This window comes from Nonomuraea sp. NPDC052265 (assembly GCF_044547985.1).
In the GTDB taxonomy this organism is placed as follows: domain Bacteria; phylum Actinomycetota; class Actinomycetes; order Streptosporangiales; family Streptosporangiaceae; genus Nonomuraea.
Genome location: NZ_JBIUBJ010000019.1, coordinates 45,620 through 67,507 on the forward strand (window position 1 = coordinate 45,620; position 21,888 = coordinate 67,507).

Consider the following 21,888-nt stretch of genomic DNA (forward strand, 5'->3'; position numbering starts at 1 on the left):
GCGGCTCAGCCGCCGAGCAGTTCCTCCCACGGATGGCGGGTGTTGGTGCGGCGGGTGGTGTCGAGGGCCTCGGCCAGGCGCCACAACCCGGGACGCGCGCGCACCCGCGCCCGGCCCATGGGGTCGATCGCGCGCAGCTCGAACCGCACGCCCATCACCTCCAGCACCGCCGAGCCCGCGCCCGCGTGGCCGGCGGCCGTGGGCGGCGCCTCGCCGTCGTCGCCCGCCTGCTCGGCGAGCAGCGCGGCCACCTCCGAGGCGTACGGCCCGTCGCGCCACTCGATGTGCCAGCTCCGGTCGGCGCCGCGCCACCACGTCAGGTCACGGCAGGACTCGATGAAGTCGGCCTCGGTCGCGAGGGCGGCCATCACCCGGCCGAACGCCTCGTAACCGCGCGCGCCGGAGAGTGAGGGATCGTCGTCGCCATGGTCGTGGAACGTGCCGTCCTTCGACCGCCGCAGCGCGCGCTTTCGCCTCACGAGCAACCACTCTGATCGGCGGCGCGCCCTTCCCGCAAGTCTTCGGCCCTGATAGTCTCTACCAAGCGAGCGCTTGGTTCACTACTTTCGCCGGAGGCGCGATGACGTCCCTACGGATCAGCCTGGGGTACGAACTGGAGGTACGCGGCCGCACCCGCGAGGTCGAGCGACAGGCGTTCCAGAACGTGATCGAGCAGGTCGTCCTCGGCGATCGGCTGGGGTTCGACACGGCCTGGTTCGTCGAGCACCACTTCACCAGGGGCTTCTCCCACTCCTCCGCCCCCGACCTGGTCCTCGCGGCCATCTCCCAGCGCACCGAGCGCATCCACCTCGGGCTCGGCGTGATGCTGCTGCCCTTCCAGTCTCCCATCCGCACCGCCGAGCGGGTCGCCACCCTCGACGTGCTGAGCGGCGGCCGGGTCGAGTTCGGCACGGGACGCGGCGCCTCCCCGTTGGAGTACCAGGCGTTCCAGCGGCCGTTCGAGAAGTCGCGGCAGATCTGGGAGGACTCGCTGGAGGCCACCCTGGCCATCTGGCGCGCCGACGGCGAGCCGGTCAGCAGGTCGAACGAGTTCTTCGAGATCCCCGACGTGGCCGTCTACCCGCGTCCGGCCCAGGAGCCGCACCCGCCCGTGTGGGTGGCCTCCACCTCGCTGGAGGGCTACCTGGCCGCCGCCCGGCACGGCTACAACCTGCTCGGCATGACGATGCTCAAGGGCATCGACGACGTCGCCGCCGACATCACGAGATATCGGGACTGCCTGGCCGAGAGCGGCTTCGATCCCGACTCCCGGCGGATCGCCCTGATGATCCCCTGGTTCGCCGCCCCCACCCGGGACGAGGCCACCGCCACCGCCGCCGACGCCGTCCTGTGGTACATCCGCCGCCAGGTCAACCTGGTCACCCCGCCCGACTACTACGACGCCCGGCACGCCACCCACCGCGTGCTGGGCCAGCTCGCCGCCGGGATGCCGCCGGAGGAGGCCATGGCCACGCTGCGCGAGCACCTCATGGTCGTGGTGGACGACGTGGAGGGCTCGCGCAAGGCCCTGGCCAGGATCGCCGAGGCGGGCGCCACGGATCTGATCATCCAGGCGCAGGTCGGCGGGCTGGCCCACGAGAGGGTCTGCGAGTCGATGACGCTGTTCATGGACGAGGTGGCCCGTTGACGGCCGCCCGCTGGCTGACCCGCGACGACCTCGCCGCGGCCGGACGCTCCGCCGAAGGCCTGCTGTTCGTGGCGCCCGACCTCTCCAGCGTGTTCCCGGCCGGCCCGCGGGAGGCCGCGACCGGGCTCACCGGGGCGGCGCTGCGCGCGGCCGGGGTCGGCGGACGCGACCGGGTCGTGGTGGCGCTCGCCGAACCGGCGGGCGCGCTGTGGGCCGCCGCCGCCGCGGACGTCGCGCGGGCCGCCGCCGCGGTCGGACCGCGCGGCCGCATGCGCCTGCACCACGCGCTGACCGCGCTCGGCGCGACCACGCTGGTCAGCACCCCGACGGGCGCGATGGACCTGCTGGCCCGCCTGCATCTGGAGTTCCTCCTCGACCCGCTCGACCTCGGGCTCGAACACATCGTCCTGACCGGCGAGATCGCCTCCAAGCGCACGATGGGGCACCTGGCGGGCGAGTTCGGCTGCGCGGTCACGGAGGTGCTGGCCAGCCCGTTCAGCGGCGGCGCGCTCGCGTACAGGACCGCCGAGGACGCGCCCCTCACCCCACTCGCGGACGGCGTGCTGGGCCTGGCCTCGCCGACCAAGGACGACCGGGCCGGTCAGGAGGCCGCGCTGGCCGAGCTGGTCGTCATGCCGTCCGGGCACCCGACGCTGGGCGACGCCGTGCTCAGGACCGGCCTGGTGGCCAGGGCCGACGGCTCCGAGCTGCCCGCGCCCGCGCACACCGTGGGGGACCACGTGCTGGTCAGAGGCGTGTGGCTGGCGTTGCCGCGGGTCGAGAAGGCGCTGTCGAAAGTCGACGGCGTGACCGGCTGGGAGCTGTCGGTCGAACGCCAGGGCACCCTGGACGCCGCCGCCCTGACCGTGTCGTTCGGCCGGGAGAGCCTGATCAGGAACCCCATGTGGCGGTCGAGGATCGAGCAGGCCGTACGGGCCCTGACCCCGATCTCGATCGACGTGCGGATCGCCCAGGACGTCCTGGAGACCCCCGTCCCCGGCACGCTGCCCGGCACGGTGGACGACCGGCGCGGCCACCATCTCGGCCGGGACAGAGCCCTCCTCAGCTAGCGCGACGGAGTAGCCGATGGCATCGATGCCCGACTGGGGGACGCTCCCCCGCATGCTGCGCGACCAGGCCGAACGCCATCCCGGCACCATCGCGGTCGTCGAGGGCGGCGTCCCCGTCACGCTGTCGGAACTCAGGGCGGGAGCCGCCGAGGTGGCCCGCGGGCTGATCGCCCTCGGCGTCGGGCCCGGCGACCGGGTGGCGATCTGGGGCTCGAACTCGGCGTCCTGGGTGCGGCACGCGTTCGGCGTCTGGGACGCGGGGGCCGTGCTCGTGCCGTTGTCGTCGCGGTACAAGGGCATCGAGGCGGCGGAGCTGATCGCCCGTACCGGGGTGAAGGTGGTGATCGTCGGCGATCCGCCGCTCGCCGGCCTGCTGCCGCCCCTGGACGGCCGGGTGACCGTCCGCACGGCCGGCGACCTGGACGCGGGCGGGGTGGGCGTACGGACGGGCGAGGAACGGGCGCTCGGGGTCGGCCCCGGCGACCTGTGCGAGATCATGTCCACGTCCGGCACCACGGGCACGCCCAAGGGCGTGATGCTCGACCACGCCCAGGTCCTGCGCGGCTACTGGGACTGGGCGGAGATCGTCACGCTGGACGAGCACGACCGCTATCCGGTGATCGCGCCCTTCAACCACGGGTTCGGGCTGAACGCCGGGCTCGTCGCCTGCGTGCTGCGCCGGGCCACGATGTTGCCGATCCCGTCCTTCTCGCCGGACGCCCTGATGTCGCTGATCTCCTCCGAGCGGGTGACTATCCTGGCCGGGCCGCCCACCCTGTTCGCCCGGATCCTGGACGAGCTGGACCGCGCCGACCGGGACGTCTCCTCGCTGCGGGTGGCCATCTGCGGGGCCGCGTCCGTGCCCGCCACGCTGATCACCCGGCTGGTCGAGCGGGTCGGCCTGGAACGGATGATCAACGCGTACGGGCTGATGGAGGGCACGGTCGTGTCCATGACGCGGGCCGGCGACCCCATCGACGTCGTCGCGAACACCACCGGCAGGGCCGTCCCCGGCATCGAGATCAGGATCGTGGACGACGACGGCAGGCAGGTCGCGCCCGGCACGCGCGGCGAGATCCTGCAACGCGGCTACGGCGTCATGCGCGGCTACTGGGACGAGCCCGCCAGGACGGCCGAGGTGATCGACGCCGACGGCTGGCTGCACACCGGCGACGTCGGCGTGCTGGACGAGGCGGGCAACCTCGCCATCGTGGACAGGAAGAAGGAGCTCTACATCGTCAACGGGTTCAACGTCTCCCCCGCCGAGGTCGAGGCGCTCCTGCTGCGCGAGGGCTCGCTGGCCCAGGCCGCCGTGGTCGGCGTGCCGGACGCGGTCTCCGGCGAGGCCGGCGTGGCGTACGTGGTGCCCCGGCCGGACGCCCGCGTCACCGCCGCCGCGCTGCTGGCCTGGGCGAAGGCCAACATGTCCAACTACAAGGTGCCCACGCGCATCGAGGTGGTGGACGCGCTGCCCGTCAACGTCAACGGCAAGATCGACAAGCTCGCCCTGCGTTTACGGGCCGTCCCCGGATAGCGGCGTTTCAGGGGCTGCCACGAGCGGCCGCGTGGGTGAGAATCCGGATGGGACGGTATTCACGGGAGACGGGTTCATCCGCGCGGGTTCATCCGCGCGGGCGACCGGGGATACATCGAGCACACGGGCCGGTTGCACCTCTAGGGACGCGTCCTCCGCGTCGCACCTTCACCGGCATGAGGAGGCAGCGTGGCGTTGCACGTGGCGGTCATCGGGTCGGGCCCGGCCGGGATCTACACCGCCGAGGCACTGGTCAAACAGTCGGGCGAGCCCGTCCAGGTCGACGTCCTGGAACGGCTGCCCACGCCGTACGGGCTGGTCAGGTACGGCGTGGCGCCCGACCACACCTCGATCAAGTCGATCGCTAACTACCTGCGCAGGGTGCTCGAACTGCCCCAGGTGCGCTTCCTCGGCGGCGTCACCCTGGGCGACCACCTCTCCGTCGAGGACCTGCTCGGCGTCTACGACGCGGTCGTCTACTGCACGGGCGCGATGGTCGACCGGCGGCTCGGCATCCCCGGCGAGGACCTGCCGGGCAGCGTGGCGGCCACCGACTTCGTCAACTGGTACTGCGGCCACCCCGACGTCGATCCCGGCCGCTTCACGCTCGACAGCTCCGAGGTCGCGGTGATCGGGGTCGGCAACGTGGCCGTCGACGTCGTCCGGGTGCTGGCCAAGACCGCCGAGGAGCTACGGCACACCGACGTGCCGCACGACGTCCTCGACCGCCTGAGCCAGAGCCAGGTCAAGGCGATCCACATGGTCGGCAGGCGCGGGCCCGAGCACGCCAAGTTCACCCTGAAGGAGCTGCGCGAACTGGGCGAGCTGGCCAACGCCGACGTCTGCGTGCGCCCGGACGAGGCGGCCGTCCTCGGCGCCGACTTCCCGCGTCAGGTCCAGGGCAACATCAAGGTCCTGCAGTCGTGGGCCGGTCGCGAGCCGGTGGGCCGGCCGCGCCGCCTCGACGTGCGCTTCTGGCTGCGGCCGGTGGAGATCCTGGGCGCCGACCGGGTCGAGGGGCTGCGGCTGGAACGCACCCGCCTGTCGGAGGAGGGCCGCGTCGTCGGCACCGGCGAGTACGAGACGCTGCCCGTCGGCATGGTCCTGCGCTCGGTCGGCTACCAGAGCGTCCCGCTGCCCGGCGTGCCGTTCTCCGAGCGGACGATGACCGTGCCCAACGAGGCCGGCCGGGTGCGCCCGCGCGAGTACGTGGCGGGCTGGCTCAAGCGCGGCCCGACCGGCGTCATCGGCACCAACAAGTCCGACGCCGCCGAGACGGTCCGCACGCTGCTGGCCGACCTGGAGGGCGAGTCCCCGGAGGGCGGCGCGCGGGTGTCGCGACCGCCGGTCGACTCGCTGCTGGCGGAGCGCGGCGTGCGGCCGGTGACCTACGACGACTGGCTGGCCATCGAACGGGCCGAGGGTGAGCTGGCCGCATCGCTCGGCCGGGGCGAACGCGTCAAACTGGTCGGTGTCGACACCATGCTCCGCGCCTGCGCCCACCTGGAATGAGCCCGTACGTGAACGATGAGCCCGTGCCCGGCTTCGCCGAGGTCCACGCGGTCCAGCAGGCCCGCTACCCCGTGGCCGAGCCGGGCTGGCAGCCGGTCCACACCGTCTACGTGCCCGCCGACCGCTTCTCCGCCTCGACCGTCGCCGAGTGGGGCGGGCAGGCGTTCTCGCTGGCCAAGGACCATCTTGAGGCGTTCGCTCCCGACGTGCGCGACCGGGTGCTCGGCAAGCTGGACCGCGAGCCGGTCGAGGACCTGCGGATCGACTTCGAGGACGGCTACGGCGTGCGCCCGTACGAGGAGGAGGACGGGCACGCCGAGCGGGCCGCGCGGGCCGTGGCCGACCTGCACGCCGCCGGCACCCTGCCGCGCCGGTGGGGGCTGCGGGTCAAGTCGTTCGCCGACGGCGACCCGGCGAGGTCGGTGCGCACGCTCGGCGGCTTCCTGACCGGGGTGCTGGAGCGGGCGGGCGAGCTGCCGGCGGGGTTCACGGTGACGTTCCCGAAGGTGCTCATGGAGGAGTACCTCGGACAGTTCGCGGGCGTCCTTGACCGGCTGGAGGCGCGGCTCGGCCTGTCCGGGCTGCGCTTCGAGATGCAGGTCGAGGCGCCGCAGACGTTGCCCTTCCTGCGGCCCGAACTGCCCGGATCGCTCGGCGGGCGGCTGGCCGCGGCGCACTTCGGCGTGTTCGACTACACCGCCGCCATCGGCCTGCCGCCGCACGAGCAGCGGCTCGACCATCCGGCCTGCGACCACGCCAGGCACGTCATGCAGACGGCGTTCGCGGGCACCGGCGTCGAGCTGTCCGACGGCTCGCTGGCCGCCGCGCCCGCCTCCGACCGGGCCGAGGACGTCCACGCCCTGTGGGGCCGGCACGCCCGGCTGGTCGGCCATTCGCTGGCCCACGGCTTCCACCAGGGCTGGGACATGCATCCGGCCCAGCTCGTGAGCAGGTTCGCCACCGTCTACGCCTTCCACCTGGCCCGCTACGACTCCTACCGGGAGCGCGTACGGGCCTGGGAGGAGCGGCGGGCCTCCGGGGGCGGCGTCATGGACGAACCCGCCACCGTCAAGGCGCTGGCCGCCGCCCTCCGCCGCGCCGACGCGGCCCTGTCCACCTGACCCCGGGGCCCCTGAGGACTCAGTCGCGCTCGACCAGGGAGCGCCACTGCCGGACCAGCCGCCACTCGACCGGGTCCGACCAGCTCGCCCGTACGGCCGAGCCCACGTGGAAGGCGCGGATGCCGTAGTCCAGCAGGTCGGGCACATGGGCGGGCTTGAGCCCGCCGCCGGCCAGGATGATCGACCCGTCGCCGGCCTCGGCCCTGGACTTCAGCGTCGGCAGCCCCGCGCCGACCCCCTGGGGGGAACCGGAGGTGAGCACGGTCGCCAGGTTGGGCAGCAGCCGCACGGCCCGCCAGGACGCCTGCACGTCGGCGGCGTGGTCCACCGCGCGGTGGAAGGTCCACGGGAGCGGCGAGACGGCGTGGATGAGGGCCTCGGTGGCCGCCAGATCGACCACGCCCGCGCCGTCCAGGAAGCCGAACACGAACCCGGCCGCGCCCGCCTGCGCGAGCGCCTTGGCGTCGCGGCGCAGCCGGTCCAGGACGTCGGGGTCGGCGGTGAAGCCGGCCTCGCGGCGGAGCATCACCATCTGGGGCAGGGGGCACTCCGCGGCGATCGCGGCGACCGTCTCCGGTGCGGGGGTGAGCCCGTCGGCCGCCATGTCGGCGACGACCTCCAGGCGGTCGGCGCCGCCCTGCTCGGCGGCCACGGCGTCGCGCACGTTCAGCGCGATCACCTCAAGGAGGGATCCGGTCATGGAGGAGAGGTTATATGGTGCTCTGTCCACTTGCGCCGGAAACGCACGTGCCCATTGGGACCCTTGCGGTATGATCTTGGCCCCCTCGACTGGCCGGAGGACCGACGAGCAGGCCCGGCGGCGGTTCCTGCGGGCGGCCGGACCCGGCCCCCTTCCGGACCGGATCCGGCCAGGGGGTTCGCTAGGCGCTGATCAGCTCCGCGACCGTCAGGTCACGGAAGGCCGTCGTGGACAGGTCCCGCGACGGCCGCTGGAACAGGGCCCCGGACGAGCGGTGCGGCAGGTCCACCGTACGGACGTGCCGGAAGCCGCGCATGCGGTAGTACTCCTGCAGCCGCGGGTTGGCCTTGGCGCAGTCGAGCCGGAGCCAGGGCAGCCCGGCGGAACGGGCCGACGAGCAGGCCCAGTCGAGGAGCGCGTCGCCGAGCCCGCTGCCGGACCACGGCCGCGCCACGGCCAGCTTGTGGACGTACAGCGCGGCCCCCGGGTCGTCGGCCGGGGTCCAGAACTCCGGATCGGCGTTGCCGTCGATGGCGATGGTGGCCACGGGCGGGGCCTGGACGTCGGGGTCGAGATAGCGGAGCTCGTCGTCGAGCAGGTACAGGACCCGCTCCTCGATGAGCGGCTCGATCCGCTCGGGGCCGAATCCCTGCCGCGGCCACTGCCGCACTCCCTGCGTGAAGAGCCACTCGGCGGTGTCCGCGAGAAGCCTGAGTACGCCGGGAAGGTCCGCGGGCTCCGCGCGCCGGAGTGCGAGCGGGTGAAGGAGGGTGTTTGTGTGCATAATACAGCCCTTCGATGCGTAGGGTGCCCATGCCGACACAGAGCGTGATGGCGCGATGTCGCGCAGGGGCGAAATGGGTCCTCAACCCGATATATATGGATAAATGGCGATTTAGGGGAGTATGCACGACTCCCCTAGGCCAGCGAGGCGGCTTTCTCGCTGCGCCCGGCCGGCGGGATCACCCCTTCAACCGAGCCCGTCAGCGGCGACGATCGAGCTCGTATCTGATCAGATGTTTGTCGGCGGGCAGCACCGACACAGCGACACGCACGGGCATGTCGGCCCCGTCGTACCCGACCCGGACGTACACCATGACTGGTGTGCCGAGTTCGAGTTGGAGGCGTTCGGCCTCCTCCTGGTTGGGCATGCGGGCCCAGATGTCGTCCACGACGCGTATCTGCGCATGGCCCAGTTCTTCCAGGACCCTGTTCGCCCCTCGTGCGATGTCTCCGGGCCTGGCGATCTCGGAATCGGCGACCAGGTCACGGGGGAAGTAGGAGTCGTTGGTGTTGTACGGCTGGCCGTCGACGAATCGCAGACGGCGGCGCACGACCGCCAACTCCCCGTCCGCCAGTTCCAGCCTGCTGGCGATCTCCTCGACGGGAGAAACCGTCAGCACTTCAATGTACTGGCTGGGCGCCCGGCCTTCCTGCGCAACGGCGTAGGCGAAGGCCTCCTTCAGTTCACCGGTGGGCTGCGGCTCCAGCTCGCGCTGCGGGTAGATGAGCAGCGGCCTGCGGTCGCGGACCACCGTGCCACGCCGCGGCGTACGCGTGACCAGCCCCTCGTTCACGAGCTCCCCGAGGGCCAGCCTGACGGTGTTCCTGCTCACCCCGTGGTCTTCCATGAGCTGCGCCTCGGTCGGCAGCTGTGCCCCGGGGCCGAGGACACCCGAGTAGATGGCTCGACGCAACTCCGCCGCCACCTGCTGATACAGCACCGACCTTGCCACTTTCACCCCTTTTGTTCCAACAATTTAGACGATCTGGTTCTAGCAGGCCACAACCCCTTGACCGAAGCCCCTCGACCGGCCCATCATCCATTCGTTGGTACAAATCCATCTAAAGGCCGGTGAGGGGGTGGAGGCCAAGTGTTGCCGGTTCACTCGGACACGCCGTTCCTGCCCTGGCAGGACCCTCGTGAAGCAACTCGTTCACTGCGTTACGTGTTGCGACGCGACGGGTTCTCCCACACGAACCAGAGCAAGGAAAAGGGAATGTCCGTGCTCTCGGTGCCGACTGAACTGACCATGTGGTGCATAGACGGATCCTTTGTCTGGAACGAGGAGGGTGGCGCCCCCGTCACGCACCCCATTGATGACCCGATCGGTTCGGCTCGACGCATCACCGCTCGTCACCGGCGGCACGTGCCTTCGCACACCCCCACCGACTCCGTGCGCGAACTCACGACCTAGGACTCCATCCCTCGCCGGAGTCCTGGCGTCGCCGCTCACGGGGCAGGAAGCGCGTCCTGGCGGGTCCCCCACGCCCGCCAGGACGCGCCTTCCTCCGAGGGACCCTCTTCCGCCGCCGTACCGCCGCCGTACCACCCTCGCGTCCGGAGGGCTGCGCGCCACCCGGCTCAGGCCCGGGCCGGCGGCAGGGGTCAGCGGTCGTGACCTCGGGGTCACGGCTGTCGCCGAGTCGCTACCGCACACGTACGCCGCCACGTCCGGGTCGCCTCCATGTTTGACGCCTCAGCTTCATCATCAACCCTCGCGGGCCAACCTGGGGGCACCTTCGCAATGGTGGGACTGGTGGGAATTTCCGGTACCAATCGAAACCCCGGACCAAGATCGATCAGCGGGAGGATGTGCGCTCGGGCGAATGGGCATCCAGATCCCCGCTCAGGGGCTCCCAGTCGAGCAGGGTCAGCCGGTCGTCGACCCGCGTGCGGACCCCCCGTACGCGCTGGCCGGGCTCCGGCTCGGGAGCGGCGCCGCGCCAGTTCCCGTGCACCAGGCAGCCGGGGACGGCGTCCAGCCGGACCATCACCACGACGTACGGCTCCCCCGCGCCCGGCATGAACGGCTGCCGGTTGACGATCCAGCTCTCCACCACGCCCTCGGCCGGCACGGGCAGCCACCGCCACGCCTCGCCCCGGCAGGACGGGCAGAAGGCCCGCGCCGGGAAGCGCGCGGTCCCGCAGCCGTCGCAGCGCTGCACGGCGAACCCCTCCCGCGCCAGGCGCTCCCACCATTCGGCGGAGTCGCGGTCGGGCTCGGGACGGGGACCGCGGGTCATGGGTCACGACCTCCTGAGGATCAGGGCGGAGGTGGCGGGCAGGACGTAGCCGGGCTGGGCCGTCGAGAGCGCCACCTCGGCGCCGGGCACCTGCCGGTCGCCCGCCTCGCCCCGGAGCTGGGCGGCCGCCTCGGCGATGTGGTTGACGCCGTGCACGTACCCCTCCGATAGGAAGCCTCCGTGGGTGTTCACGGGCAGCTCGCCGTCCGGGGCCGTGGCCCCCGACTCCACGTACGGGCCGCCCTCGCCCTTGGCGCAGAAGCCGTAGTCCTCCAGCTGCACGATCACCGAGTACGTGAAGCAGTCGTAGATCTCGGCCACGTCCACGTCGCCTGGACCGAGGCCGGCCTGCGCGTACAGGCGGGGAGCCAGGGTGGCGGCCGCGGTCACCGTGGGGTCGGCCGGGCCCGTGCCCGACAGGTGGGACGTGCCGCCGCCCCAGGCCGCCGCCGAGATCAGGACGGGATGGCGGCGAAGGTCGCGGGCGCGTTCGGCCGTGGTGACGACGACCGCACAGGCGCCGTCGGTCTCCAGGCAGCAGTCCAGGAGGCGGAACGGCTCGGCGATCCACCTGCTGGCCAGATAGTCCTCCAGCGTGATGGGGGTACGCATGAGCGCCCGCGGGTTCTTGACCGCGTTGGCGCGCTGGGTGACCGCCAGCCGGCCGAAGTGTTCGGGTCTGGTGCCGTACCGGAGCATGTGGGCGCGGGCGTACATGGCGTACTGCTGCGGCGGGGCGAAGAAGCCGTACGGGGCCTGGTACTGGACCTCGGGGCTCGCCGGGACGCCGCGTCCGGTGCCGCCCATGCGGAACTCGGATCGGGCGTTGACGGCGCGGTAGCAGACGACGGTCTCGGCCGTCCCCGTGGCCACGGCCAGGGCGGCCTGGCCGACGACGGCGTGCGAGACGCTGCCGCCGCCGAACTGGTCGAGGTGCCAGGCGAGGTCGGGCAGGCCGAGGGCGGGGGCCACCAGGGAGGGCGGGGCCGAGTCGCCGACGCGGTGGGTGGCCAGGCCGTCCACGGCGTCCGGGGGGAGGCCGGCGTCGTCGAGGGCGGCCAGGATCGCGCGGCAGGCCAGGGTGAGGGTGCTGACGCCCGAGTTCTTGGTGAAGGGGGTGTAGCCGACTCCCGCTATGGCGGTGGTGTCCCGGAAATCAAGCAAGCGCTTGGCCACATCCGTCACGCTATGCCCACCCTTTTCCCCATGTCAACCAAAGGACGAAGCGAGAGCGAGGGCCCGCGAAGGTGGGGCCGGGGGCCGGCGGGCTGGGGTGGGGGTGGGTTGACAGGGTTTTCGGGGGAAGCCTAGTGTCCAAGCAAGCGCTTGGTATGTATGATGGGCGCAGTCGGTGACGAGGAGGCGGACCCCATGAGCACACACGCTGCCCGGCTCATCGCGCCGGACGGCTGTCGCGGCCTTCCGGCGCCCTACCAGCGCAGCAGGACTCGCAACGGAGCCGCCATGCCGCCCGGCCCTTCACAGCACAGCGGGAACGGCCACCTCGACAGCCGCCGGTTCCGGCAGGTCCTCGGCAGGTTCGCGACCGGCGTGGTGGCGATCACCGCCCTCGACCCGGCCGACGACCAGCCCTGCGGCCTGGCGGCCAACTCCTTCACCTCGGTCTCGCTCGACCCCCCGCTGGTGGCCTTCTGCGTGGCCCACACCAGCACGAGCTGGCCCCGGGTACGCGGCGCGAAGGTCGTCACCGTGAACGTTCTGGCCGAGCACCAGCAGCCGGTCTGCGCGCAGATGGCGGCCAAGGGCGGCGACAAGTTCGCCGGCCTGACCTGGACCGGCTCCCCCGGCGGCAACCCGGTGCTCGAAGGCGCGCTGGCCTGGATCGACTGTGTGATCGAGGCCGAGCACCCGGCGGGCGACCACATGATCGTGGTGGCCCGGGTGCTGCAGCTCGACACGCACGCCGACGGCGGCCCGCTGGTCTTCTTCCAGGGCGGCTACGGGGGATTTGTTGAGCCTTCGTGAGGAGGCCCGCGCCTGGCTGGAGGAGAGCCTGTCCGGCGAGTTCGCGCACGCCCGCGGTCTCGGCGGCCCCGGCAGGGAGCACGAGGGGCACGACCTGCGCCTGGCCTGGGAGCGCCGGCTCGGCGAGGCGGGCTGGACCTGCCTGAGCTGGCCCGAGCGGTACGGCGGCCGCGCCGCCTCCCTCGACGACCAGGTCGCCTTCTACGAGGAGTACGCCAGGGCCGGCGCCCCCGCCCGGGTCGGCCACATCGGCGAGGGCCTGATCGGCCCGACCATCCTGGAGTTCGGCACCGACGAGCAGAAGGACCGTTTCCTCCCGCCGATCCAGCGCGGCGAGGAGCTGTGGTGCCAGGGCTACTCCGAACCCGAGGCCGGTTCCGACCTGGCGAACGTCCAGACCAGGGCGCGTCTCGAAGGCGGCGAGTGGGTCGTCTCGGGGCAGAAGGTGTGGACGTCACTGGCCCACGTCGCCGACTGGTGCTTCGTCCTGTGCCGTACCGAGGAGGGGTCGCAGCGGCATCGGGGGCTGTCGTACCTGCTGGTGCCGATGGGCGGGCCGGGCGTCACCGTACGTGCGATCAGGCAGCTCACCGGCACCTCCGAGTTCAACGAGGTGTTCTTCGACGGCGCGCGCACGGCGGCGGGGAACCTGCTCGGGGCGCCGGGCGACGGCTGGCGGGTGGCCATGGCCACGCTGGGCCACGAGCGCGGCGCGTCCACGCTGGGCCAGCAGATCGGGTTCCGGCGGGAGCTGGCCGAGGTGATCGCGACCGCCCGGCGGACCGGGGCGGCCGAGGATCCGGTGCTGCGCGACCGGCTCGTCCGGTCGTGGCTGGAACTGGAGATCATGCGGCTGAACGCCCTGCGCATGCTGCGCCCGGACCCGGGCCCGGAGGTGTCGATCGCCAAGCTCTACTGGTCGGAGTGGCATCGCCGGCTGGGCGAGCTGGCGCAGGAGGTCCAGGGCAAGGCCGGGCTCGTGGCCGAGGACGGGCTGAACGACCTGCAGCGCTTGTATTTGTTCAGCCGGGCGGACACGATCTATGCCGGGTCGAGTGAGATCCAGCGGAACATCATCGCCGAGCGCACTCTCGGACTCCCCCGCTGATTGGAGCACGGATGGCACCGCCCTATCCGAAGTCGCACGGCCTGCTCGACGGCAAGGTCACGCTGGTGACCGCCGCCGCGGGCGCGGGCATCGGCTACGCCACCGCCAGGCGCTGCGCCGAGGAGGGGGCGACGATCGTCCTCTCCGACCGGCACGAGCGCCGCCTGTCCGCCGCGGCGGAGGCGCTGACCGAGCTGACCGGCGTCAAGCCGCTGGCGGTGCCGTGCGACGTGACGTCGGAGCCGCAGGTGCTGGCGTTGTTCGACGCGGCGGTGGAGGCGCACGGCCGGCTCGACGTGGTGATCAACAACGCCGGCCTCGGCGGTACGGCCCCGCTGGCCGAGATGACCGACGAGCAGTGGCACGCGGTCGTCGACGTCACCCTCAACGGCACCATGCGCTGCACCAGGGCGGCGGTCCGGCACATGATCGGCCAGGGCTCCGGCGTGGTGGTGAACAACGCCTCCGTGGTCGGCTGGCGGGCGCAGCGCGGGCAGGCGCACTACGCGGCGGCCAAGGCCGGGGTGATGGCGTTGACGAGGTGCGTCGCGCTGGAGGTCGCCGAGCACGGCGTACGGGTGAACGCGGTGGCGCCGTCGCTGGCCGTGCATCCCTTCCTGGCGAAGGTGACGAGCGAGGAACTGCTGGCCGAGCTGGCCGCCAAGGAGGCGTTCGGACGGTCGGCCGAGCCGTGGGAGGTGGCCAACGTGATCGTCTTCCTGGCCAGCGACTACTCCTCGTACATGACGGGCGAGACCGTCTCGGTCTCCTCGCAACATCCCTGACCTGGCCCTGTCAGGGAGAATTCGGGGTAGGCGGCGAGCAGCCGGCGGGCTACCGTCCGTGTCATGGGCACACGCTCCTCCTTCCTGCTCGACGTCCTGATCAGCGAGTTCGGTGAGTCGATCAAGCGGGACCCGGCCGCCTTCCGGCGCAAGTTCCGCAAGATGGCGGCCTCCCCCTTCGCGTTCTACCGGGGCAGCGCCGGCCTGTTCTACGCCGACCTGACCGGCGACTTCGCCGACGACTCCTACCTCGACGAGCCCACCGGCCGGGTCTGGATCCACGGCGACCTGCACGCCGAGAACTTCGGCACGTACATGAACGCCTCCGGGGTGCTGGTCTTCAACGTCAACGACTTCGACGAGGCCTACGTCGGCCCCTACGTCTGGGACCTCAAGCGCTTCGCCGCCAGCGTGGCGCTGATCGGCTACGCCAAGGCGCTGTCGGACGAGACGATCAGCACGCTGGTGGGCGAGTTCGCGCGGGCGTACCTGACCGAACTGCACGGCATCGCGACCGGCGGCGACGACGCCATCGGCTCGCTCACCCTGGAGACCACCAGTGGCGTGCTGCACCGGGTGCTGCAGACGGCGCGGCTCAGCACGCGGGTGGCGATGCTCGACGTGGAGACCGTGATCGACGACTACGACCGGCGTTTCGCCCTCATGGACGGCCGGGAGGAGGTCGACGCCGCGACCCGGGAGAGGGTGCTGGCGGCGTTCGAGGGCTACCTGGGGACGCTGCCGACGCCGTCCAGCCCGGTCGAGCACATCGTCAAGGACGTGGCGCTGCGCAAGGGCGTGGGGATCGGGTCGGCGGGGCTGCCGTCGTACAACCTGCTGCTGGAGGGACGCTCGCAGGCGCTGGAGAACGACGTCATCCTCTACATGAAGCAGGCCCAGGCCCCGGCCGTGGCCCGTTACGTCGACAACGAGAAGGCGGCCTCCTACTTCCTGCACCAGGGTCACCGCACGGCGGAGTCGCAGCGGGCGCTGCAGGCCTACGCCGACCCCTGGCTCGGGTACGCCTCGCTCGGCGGGGTGGGCCAGCTCGTGGCCGAGGTGTCGCCGTACTCGGCCGACCTCGACTGGGGCGACGTCAACGAGCCCGACGAGCTGCGTTCCATCATGCGCGACCTGGGACGGGCGGTGGCGCGCATGCACTCCGTGGCCGACGACGAGTCCAGCCACGACCTGGTGGACTTCTCGACGGAGGAGGCGATCGTGACGGTCATCGACGGCGATCAATCCGGATTTGTCGGCATGCTGGTGGATTTCGCCCACCGTTATGGGGCACAGGCTCGTGAAGACCATCAACGGTTCGTCGACCTGTTCAGGAACGGTCGCCTGCCCGGCGTGTGAGCCCTCGCGGCGACCGCGGAGGAGCATCGTGCGTCATCTCATGGGGCTGCTGCTGGGGACCGAGGAGGACTGGCCCGCGGCGTTCGAGACCGTGTTACGCCGGTTGGGGCCGATCAAGGGGGTGGGCGAGTTCGACGTCGAGCGCATCACGATCGAGCCGTTCGACCTGCGCGCCAAGCCACGCCACGAGCTGGTGATCGACCGGCTGGCGTACTGGTACTACCATCCGCGCGAGTGGCTGAAGAAGATCGCCATGATGGACGACGTCTATCTGCTGAACAGCCCGTTCACGTTCCAGTCGATGGAGAAGCACGCGGCGTACTGCGCGATGATGCGGCTGGGACTCAAGGTGCCGGAGACGGTGCTGGTGCCGTACAAGAACCCGGTGGACAACGCCCGGTACGCCTACACGGCCGAGCGCTACAACCAGTCCTTCGACCTCGACGCGGTCGCCGAGCGCATCGGCTACCCGCTGTTCATGAAGCCGTACGACGGCGGCGCCTGGCGGGGCGTCTCCCGCGTGCGCGACCGCGACGAGCTGCACCGCGCCTACGACCAGAGCGGCGAGATGCTCATGCACCTCCAGGAATCCGTCGAGGGGTACGACGCCTTCGCCAGGTCGCTGTCGATCGGCGCGGAGACCATGGTCATGCACTTCCGCCCGGACGAGCCCATGCACGCCCGGTACGCCGTGGACCACGAGTTCCTCTCGCCGTCCGTGGGCGAGGAGGTCGTCACCGTCGGGCGGCTGGTGAACGCGTTCTTCCGCTGGGAGTTCAACTCCTGCGAGACCCTGGTCAAGGGCACGGACGTGCACCCGATCGACTACGCCAACGCCTGCCCCGACGTGGCCCTGACCAGCCTCCACTACTACTTCCCCTGGGCGATCAAGGCGCTGGTGAAGTGGAGCGTGTTCTGCGTGGCCACCCGCCGCCGGCCGCGCATCGACCTGGAGACGCACGACTACTTCCAGGTCACCGGCGACTACGGCGAACGGCTGGCCCAGTACCGGAAGCTGGCCGACCGGTACTTCGAGGTGGACCGGTACGAGGAGTTCTGCCGCACCCATCTCGGGCACATCGACGAGATCGTCCTGGACTGGGTGGCCGGGCCGGAGTTCGACCGGTTGCTGGTCGACACGGTGGCGGCCACGTACCCGGCGGCCGAGCGCGAGCGGTTCACCGAGCACTTCCGCGGGCTGCTGCGACTCTGGGTGAAGGACGAGGGCAGCTAGTAACCGACCAGTCGGTATGGCATGCTTCCGGAACATGACTCTGTTCTCGGTGGAAGGCAAGACGGTCGTCGTCACCGGCGGGTCGCGCGGCATCGGCCGCATGATCGCCGCCGGGTTCGTGGAGGCGGGCGCGACCGTCGTCATATCGGCGCGCAAGGCGGCGGAGGTCGACAAGACCGCCGCCGAGCTCGGGTGCACGGCCGTCCAGGCCGACCTGTCCACGTCCGAAGGGGTGGACACGCTGGTCACGGCGGTGGGCGGCCCGCTGCACGTGCTGGTCAACAACGCCGGGGCCACCTGGGGCGCGCCCCTGGAGGAGTATCCGGAGCACGCCTTCGACAAGCTCTGGGACATCAACGTCAAGGGCGTGTTCTACCTGACCCAGAAGTTCCTGCCGCACCTGCGGGAGGCGGCCGGCGCGGACGACCCGGCCAGGGTGATCAACGTCGGCTCGATCGACGGCATCCGGGTGCCCGCCCTGGAGAGCTACGCCTACTCCTCCACCAAGGCGGCCGTGCACATGCTGACCCGCCACCTGGCCAAACAACTGGCCAAGGACCACATCACCGTCAACGCCATCGCCCCCGGCCCGTTCGACTCCAAGATGATGGCCTTCGCCCTGGACGACCCCGCCACCCGCGCCGCCATCGCCTCGAACATCCCTCTGGGACGGATCGGCCGGCCCGACGACATGGCGGGCGCGGCCATCTTCCTGTCCTCGCGGGCGGGGGCGTACCTGACGGGGACGGTCATCCCGGTGGACGGCGGGATCTCCTGCTGATCAGACCAGCTCGCCCAGGGCCCTGGCGAGGTTCGCCGCGGCGTCCGGCGCGTAACGCAGGAACAGGTACGGCTCGGTCAGCTCCAGCTCGATGACCACCGGCGTGCCGTCGGACAGCCGGACCAGGTCGATCCTGGCGTAGAGAAGGGCGTGGGGAATGGCTGCGAGCACCTTCTCGGCCAGGTCGACCTGGTCCGGGGCCGGGGTGCGGAGCTCGGCCCGCGCGTTGTGGTCGAAGGTCGCGCCCGCCGCCAGCATCGGATGGCGCCGGACGGCGTGGCTGAGGCGGCCGTTGAAGTACAGCAGGGAGGTCTCGCCCTCCGACTCCACCATGTCGAGGTAGGGCTGGACCATCGGCTGCCGCCCCGCGACCTGGAGGGCTGCGGCCAGTTCGGCGGCCCTGCCGCGGTCGGTCGTCCTGGTCGTGTCGCGGGCCCCGGCGGAGATCGCGGGCTTGACGACGTACTCCGGCCACTCGGGCAGGTCGTCGGCGGACCAGTGGGTGGGCACGGTCGGCACGCCCAGGTCTCTCAGATAGGTCTTGTCGGTGTTGCCCTCCAGGACGGCAACCGGGTTGAGCAGCCGGGTGACGGACTCGACGCGGCGGGCCCAGGCCAGGAACTCCTCGCGCCGGTCGATGTAGTCCCAGACCGATCGGACGACGACGGCGTCGTAGGCGCTCCAGTCGGCCTCGGGGTCGTCCCAGCGTTCGGCGCGGCCCTCGATGCCGGCGGCCTGCCAGTGGGAGAGCGCGAGGTCACGCTCGTCGTCCTGGCCGGTCGGGTCGTCAAAGGTGACATATGCGCATTTCTTCATCCACGGATGGTAGTGGGGGCGGGCCGGGCCGTCTCGACCCGGCCCGCACGGGGGCGCCCTCTCCGCGCCGGAGGACGCCCCCGGGTCCGGCTAGGAGTCGACGCTGGTGCCGGCGTGGCTGTCGTCGGTGGCGGTCGTGGCGTTGCCGTTGACGTTGTTGACGCTGGTGGCGTCGGTGCCGCTCACGTTGACGTTCACGACGTTGCCGAAGGTGTTGCCCGACTGGGAGGTGTCGTGGTTGGAGCTGGAGTTGCCCCCGGTGACGTCGGCGTGGGCCGGGGCGGACAGGAGCGTCAGGGCGGCGGCCGCGGCGACGGCGCCGGTGGTCACGCAGAGCTTCTTCATCATGTCGATGTCCCTTCCTCGGAGCTGTACGGAGGTCAGTAGAAGATGTAGGTCACCGCGATGCCGCCGTCGGTGGCGGTGGTCGCGACGCCGTTGATGTTGTTGACGTTGGTCGAGTCCCAGCCACCACGGTTGGCCGCGGAGACGTCGCCGAAGTTGTTGCCCGACTGCGACGAGTCGCTGTTGCTGCTCCAGTTGTCGGACCAGGTGTCAGCGTGGGCGGGAACGGCCGCCATGGCGACGCCGGCCGCGGCCAGGACGGCACCTGCGGCGCACAGCCTTTTGATCACTTCTGCTCCTTACCGGTGAGGACCCCTGGGAAGCGGCGGGGCGCCAGGGCCCTGGGCAACCACCGCACCCCTTTTGACCTTCTGTGACCCATTGGGATCAAGGTCAATGCGACTATATAACTCTGCGTTGCCGTTCGGTAGCTAGGAGTGATCAGAACATTGTTCGTGGCGTACCCTGACATGAGATGGCAGCGATGCGCCCCTAAGGTCCCGGCCATGATCTACGAACTGCGGCGGTACACCCTTCACCCCGGGCGGCGCGACACGCTGATCACGCTGTTCGAGCGCGAGTTCGTCGAGCCGCAGGAGGCGCTCGGCATGCGGGTCGCCGGCACCTTCCGCGACCTCGACGCCCCCGACACCTTCACCTGGCTGCGCGCCTTCCCCGACATGGTGGCGCGGCGGGCGGCGCTGGAGGGCTTCTACGACGGCCCGGTCTGGAAGGCCCACCGCGACGCCGCCAACGCCACGATGATCGACTCCGACGACGTGCTCCTGCTCCGCCCGTCCGGCCCGCCGCCTCCCTCCTGGGAACGGCCGCCCACGAGCGCGGCCGGACCGCCCGCCGCGCTCTACGTCGCGACGATCTGCCACGTCGAGGAGGGCTTCGCCGGGTTCTTCGCCCGGCGGGTCGCACCCGCGCTGGCCGAGGCCGGTACGCCGCCGGTCGGCTGCCTGGAGAGCGAGCACGCCGAGAACACCTTTCCCCGCCTGCCCGTCCGGACCAGGGAGAACGTGTTCGTGTGGTTCACCCGTTTCGCCCGGCCCGAGGACGAGCGCGAGGCGGACCTGCCCATGCTGGAGGCCCGCCTGACCGCCCCGCCGGTACGCTTCCGCCTGCGTCCCACCGCCCGGTCGTCGATGCGCTGACGCCCTTCTCAGGAGGGCGTCAGGGGGTAGCGCCGTAGACGGGCTCGGGGGCGGGCGCGGCCTCCAGGAGCGTGGCGACGGCCTCGCCGACCTCCCGCGGTGACCAGCGGACGCCCCGGTCCACGGCGGGGCCGTGGCGCCAGCCGGTGGCCAGGGAGATCGCGCCGCCCTCGACCTCGAACACCCGGCCCGTCACGTGCGCGGAGGCCGCCGAGCCGAGCCAGACCACGAGGGGGGCGACGTTCGCCGGGTCCATGGGGTCGAAGCCGGACTCCGGCCTGGCCATGGTCGCCGCGAACACCTCCTCGGTCATCCGGGTGCGGGCGGCGGGCGCGATGGCGTTGACCGTGACGCCGTACCGGGCCAGCTCGGCGGCGGCGACCTGGGTGAGCGCGGCGATCCCGGCCTTGGCCGCCGAGTAGCCGGCCTGGCCGACGCTGCCCAGCAGGCCCGCGCCCGACGAGGTGTTGACCACCCTGCCGGACACCTCCTCGCCCGCCTTCGACCGCTCCCGCCAGTACGCGGCCGCGTGCCGCAGCGGCAGGAAGTGGCCCTTGAGATGCACGCGGACGACGTCGTCCCAGTCCTGCTCGGTCATCGAGACCAGCATCCGGTCGCGCAGGAAGCCGGCGTTGTTCACCAGCACGTCCAGCCGGCCGTACGCGCTGACGGCGGTCTTGACCAGGCGGGCGGCGCCGGCCCAGTCGGATACGTCGTCGCAGTTGGCCACCGCCCGGCCGCCGAGGGCCTCGATCTCGGCGACGACCTCGTGGGCCGGGCCGGCGGACGCGCCGCCGCCGTCGCGGGCGGTGCCGAGGTCGTTCACCACGACGCGGGCGCCCTGGCGGGCGAACTCCAGGGCGTGCTGTCTGCCGATGCCGCGTCCGGCGCCTGTCACGATCACCACGCGGCCAGCGCAAATGCCCACAAGACCTCCCAAGGGGATCATGCACAGATATCAGGAAATATCGTCGGAAGCTAGGAATTGCCAGGCGGGGATCTCGCCGCCGCCGTCCACCCGTACCTCTGCGCCGGTCACGTAGCCGGGGGCGGCCAGCCACAGGCACGCCGCGGCCACGTCGGCGGGCGTGGCGGGGCGGCCCGCGGGGATGGTCGCGTCCGCCCGCCCGTGGCCGGTGTACCGCTCGGCCGCCGTGGTGTCGGCCAGGCCGACGACGACCGAGTTGACCCTGACCTCGGGGGCCCACTCGGCGGCCAGGGAGCGGGCCAGGTGGTGCAGGCCCGCCTTGGCGGCGCCGTACGCGGCGGTGCCGGGCGAGGGACGGGCGCCGCTGACGCTGCCGATCATCACGATCGCCCCGCGGGCGGCGGCCAGCAGCGGGTGGGCCCGCTGGGAGACCAGCAGCGGGGCGGTCAGGTTGAGCTCGATGACGCGGGCGTGCAGGCGCGGCGAGGTGCCCGACACGGGCGCGGGCGGCGTGCCGCCGGCGTTGTTGACCAGCACGTCGAGCCGGTCGAACGCGGCGACCAGACGCTCGACGTCCTCCGGCTCGCGCACGTCGGCCCGGACGAAGCGCAGGCCGTCCAGCGGGCCCGGGTCCTTCCTGGCGCAGACCGTCACGTCGGCGCCCGCCTCGCGGAAGGCCCTGGCGATGCCCGCGCCGATGCCCTGGGTGCCGCCCGTCACCAGCACGGACCTGCCTGTGTAGTCGTAAGTGACCGTCACGGGTGCTACCGTACC

23 protein-coding genes are annotated in these 21,888 nt (G+C 71.7%); 12 read left to right on the forward strand and 11 right to left on the reverse strand.

Translation table 11 applies throughout. The features are described 5' to 3' along the window. Positions 1-5: 5 nt before the first annotated feature. Complete coding sequence (locus ACIHAD_RS38125; protein ID WP_397359609.1) at positions 6-479, reverse strand: hypothetical protein; 474 nt, start codon at positions 477-479, stop codon at positions 6-8. A 101-nt stretch (positions 480-580) separates the two neighbouring features. On the opposite strand from ACIHAD_RS38125, the gene ACIHAD_RS38130 reads away from it, so the two are divergent. The 5 genes from ACIHAD_RS38130 to ACIHAD_RS38150 all read left to right on the forward strand — a co-directional run bounded on the left by ACIHAD_RS38130 (position 581) and on the right by ACIHAD_RS38150 (position 6,885). Then, positions 581-1,648, forward strand: a complete 1,068-nt coding sequence (locus ACIHAD_RS38130; protein ID WP_397359610.1) for an LLM class flavin-dependent oxidoreductase — start codon at positions 581-583, stop codon at positions 1,646-1,648. Beyond that, positions 1,645-2,718, forward strand: coding sequence for a hypothetical protein (locus ACIHAD_RS38135; protein ID WP_397359611.1), 1,074 nt, complete (start codon positions 1,645-1,647; stop codon positions 2,716-2,718). The genes ACIHAD_RS38130 and ACIHAD_RS38135 overlap by 4 nt, the downstream gene beginning before the upstream one ends. A gap of 16 nt (positions 2,719-2,734) precedes the next feature. Beyond that, positions 2,735-4,252, forward strand: a complete 1,518-nt coding sequence (locus ACIHAD_RS38140; RefSeq protein WP_397359612.1) for an AMP-binding protein — start codon at positions 2,735-2,737, stop codon at positions 4,250-4,252. A gap of 189 nt (positions 4,253-4,441) precedes the next feature. Then, the gene (locus tag ACIHAD_RS38145) at positions 4,442-5,764 is read left to right on the forward strand and encodes an FAD-dependent oxidoreductase (protein WP_397359613.1); all 1,323 of its coding nucleotides are present in this window, start codon (positions 4,442-4,444) and stop codon (positions 5,762-5,764) included. A gap of 8 nt (positions 5,765-5,772) precedes the next feature. Next, positions 5,773-6,885 (forward strand): DUF6986 family protein, encoded by a 1,113-nt coding sequence (locus tag ACIHAD_RS38150; protein WP_397359615.1) that lies wholly within the window; start codon positions 5,773-5,775, stop codon positions 6,883-6,885. Between the two features lie 19 nt (positions 6,886-6,904). Here the strand turns inward: ACIHAD_RS38150 and ACIHAD_RS38155 are convergent, their stop codons facing one another. From ACIHAD_RS38155 to ACIHAD_RS38175, 5 genes are all read right to left on the reverse strand, one after another. Further along, positions 6,905-7,585 carry a copper homeostasis protein CutC gene (locus tag ACIHAD_RS38155; RefSeq protein WP_397359617.1) on the reverse strand — a complete coding sequence of 227 codons (681 nt, stop codon included), beginning with the start codon at positions 7,583-7,585 and terminating at the stop codon, positions 6,905-6,907. Positions 7,586-7,766: 181 nt separating this feature from the next. After that, complete coding sequence (locus ACIHAD_RS38160; RefSeq protein ID WP_397359618.1) at positions 7,767-8,369, reverse strand: GNAT family N-acetyltransferase; 603 nt, start codon at positions 8,367-8,369, stop codon at positions 7,767-7,769. Between the two features lie 199 nt (positions 8,370-8,568). After that, a complete protein-coding gene (locus tag ACIHAD_RS38165; RefSeq protein WP_352319883.1) occupies positions 8,569-9,321 on the reverse strand; it encodes a GntR family transcriptional regulator in 753 nt (250 codons plus the stop codon). Between the two features lie 847 nt (positions 9,322-10,168). Beyond that, positions 10,169-10,612, reverse strand: coding sequence for a Zn-ribbon domain-containing OB-fold protein (locus ACIHAD_RS38170; RefSeq protein ID WP_397359619.1), 444 nt, complete (start codon positions 10,610-10,612; stop codon positions 10,169-10,171). A 3-nt stretch (positions 10,613-10,615) separates the two neighbouring features. After that, positions 10,616-11,788, reverse strand: coding sequence for a thiolase C-terminal domain-containing protein (locus tag ACIHAD_RS38175; protein WP_397359620.1), 1,173 nt, complete (start codon positions 11,786-11,788; stop codon positions 10,616-10,618). A 288-nt stretch (positions 11,789-12,076) separates the two neighbouring features. Here ACIHAD_RS38175 and ACIHAD_RS38180 point away from each other — a divergent pair, with 288 nt between their 5' ends. The 6 genes from ACIHAD_RS38180 to ACIHAD_RS38205 all read left to right on the forward strand — a co-directional run bounded on the left by ACIHAD_RS38180 (position 12,077) and on the right by ACIHAD_RS38205 (position 17,865). Next, complete coding sequence (locus ACIHAD_RS38180) at positions 12,077-12,598, forward strand: flavin reductase family protein (protein WP_397359721.1); 522 nt, start codon at positions 12,077-12,079, stop codon at positions 12,596-12,598. Then, the gene (locus ACIHAD_RS38185) at positions 12,585-13,706 is read left to right on the forward strand and encodes an acyl-CoA dehydrogenase family protein (protein WP_397359621.1); all 1,122 of its coding nucleotides are present in this window, start codon (positions 12,585-12,587) and stop codon (positions 13,704-13,706) included. Before ACIHAD_RS38180 ends, ACIHAD_RS38185 begins: the two co-directional genes overlap by 14 nt. 11 nt (positions 13,707-13,717) lie before the next feature. Beyond that, positions 13,718-14,491, forward strand: a complete 774-nt coding sequence (locus ACIHAD_RS38190) for an SDR family oxidoreductase (protein WP_397359622.1) — start codon at positions 13,718-13,720, stop codon at positions 14,489-14,491. Positions 14,492-14,554: 63 nt separating this feature from the next. Continuing rightward, a complete protein-coding gene (locus ACIHAD_RS38195) occupies positions 14,555-15,850 on the forward strand; it encodes a DUF2252 domain-containing protein (protein WP_397359623.1) in 1,296 nt (431 codons plus the stop codon). Between the two features lie 28 nt (positions 15,851-15,878). After that, a complete protein-coding gene (locus ACIHAD_RS38200; RefSeq protein ID WP_397359624.1) occupies positions 15,879-17,084 on the forward strand; it encodes a RimK family alpha-L-glutamate ligase in 1,206 nt (401 codons plus the stop codon). Positions 17,085-17,118: 34 nt separating this feature from the next. After that, positions 17,119-17,865, forward strand: coding sequence for an SDR family oxidoreductase (locus tag ACIHAD_RS38205; RefSeq protein WP_397359626.1), 747 nt, complete (start codon positions 17,119-17,121; stop codon positions 17,863-17,865). Here the strand turns inward: ACIHAD_RS38205 and ACIHAD_RS38210 are convergent, their stop codons facing one another. The 3 genes from ACIHAD_RS38210 to ACIHAD_RS38220 form a co-directional block, all read right to left on the reverse strand. Further along, positions 17,866-18,681 carry a RimK family alpha-L-glutamate ligase gene (locus ACIHAD_RS38210; RefSeq protein ID WP_397359627.1) on the reverse strand — a complete coding sequence of 272 codons (816 nt, stop codon included), beginning with the start codon at positions 18,679-18,681 and terminating at the stop codon, positions 17,866-17,868. Between the two features lie 90 nt (positions 18,682-18,771). After that, positions 18,772-19,029, reverse strand: coding sequence for a hypothetical protein (locus tag ACIHAD_RS38215; RefSeq protein ID WP_397359628.1), 258 nt, complete (start codon positions 19,027-19,029; stop codon positions 18,772-18,774). 32 nt (positions 19,030-19,061) lie between these two features. Then, positions 19,062-19,316, reverse strand: coding sequence for a hypothetical protein (locus tag ACIHAD_RS38220; RefSeq protein ID WP_357983843.1), 255 nt, complete (start codon positions 19,314-19,316; stop codon positions 19,062-19,064). 216 nt (positions 19,317-19,532) lie between these two features. On the opposite strand from ACIHAD_RS38220, the gene ACIHAD_RS38225 reads away from it, so the two are divergent. After that, positions 19,533-20,186, forward strand: a complete 654-nt coding sequence (locus tag ACIHAD_RS38225) for an NIPSNAP family protein (protein WP_397359629.1) — start codon at positions 19,533-19,535, stop codon at positions 20,184-20,186. A 19-nt stretch (positions 20,187-20,205) separates the two neighbouring features. On the opposite strand, the gene ACIHAD_RS38230 is transcribed toward ACIHAD_RS38225, so the two are convergent. Beyond that, positions 20,206-21,135 (reverse strand): SDR family oxidoreductase, encoded by a 930-nt coding sequence (locus tag ACIHAD_RS38230; protein WP_397359631.1) that lies wholly within the window; start codon positions 21,133-21,135, stop codon positions 20,206-20,208. A gap of 9 nt (positions 21,136-21,144) precedes the next feature. Next, positions 21,145-21,873 carry an SDR family oxidoreductase gene (locus ACIHAD_RS38235; RefSeq protein ID WP_397359633.1) on the reverse strand — a complete coding sequence of 243 codons (729 nt, stop codon included), beginning with the start codon at positions 21,871-21,873 and terminating at the stop codon, positions 21,145-21,147. Between the last annotated feature and the right edge of the window lie 15 nt (positions 21,874-21,888).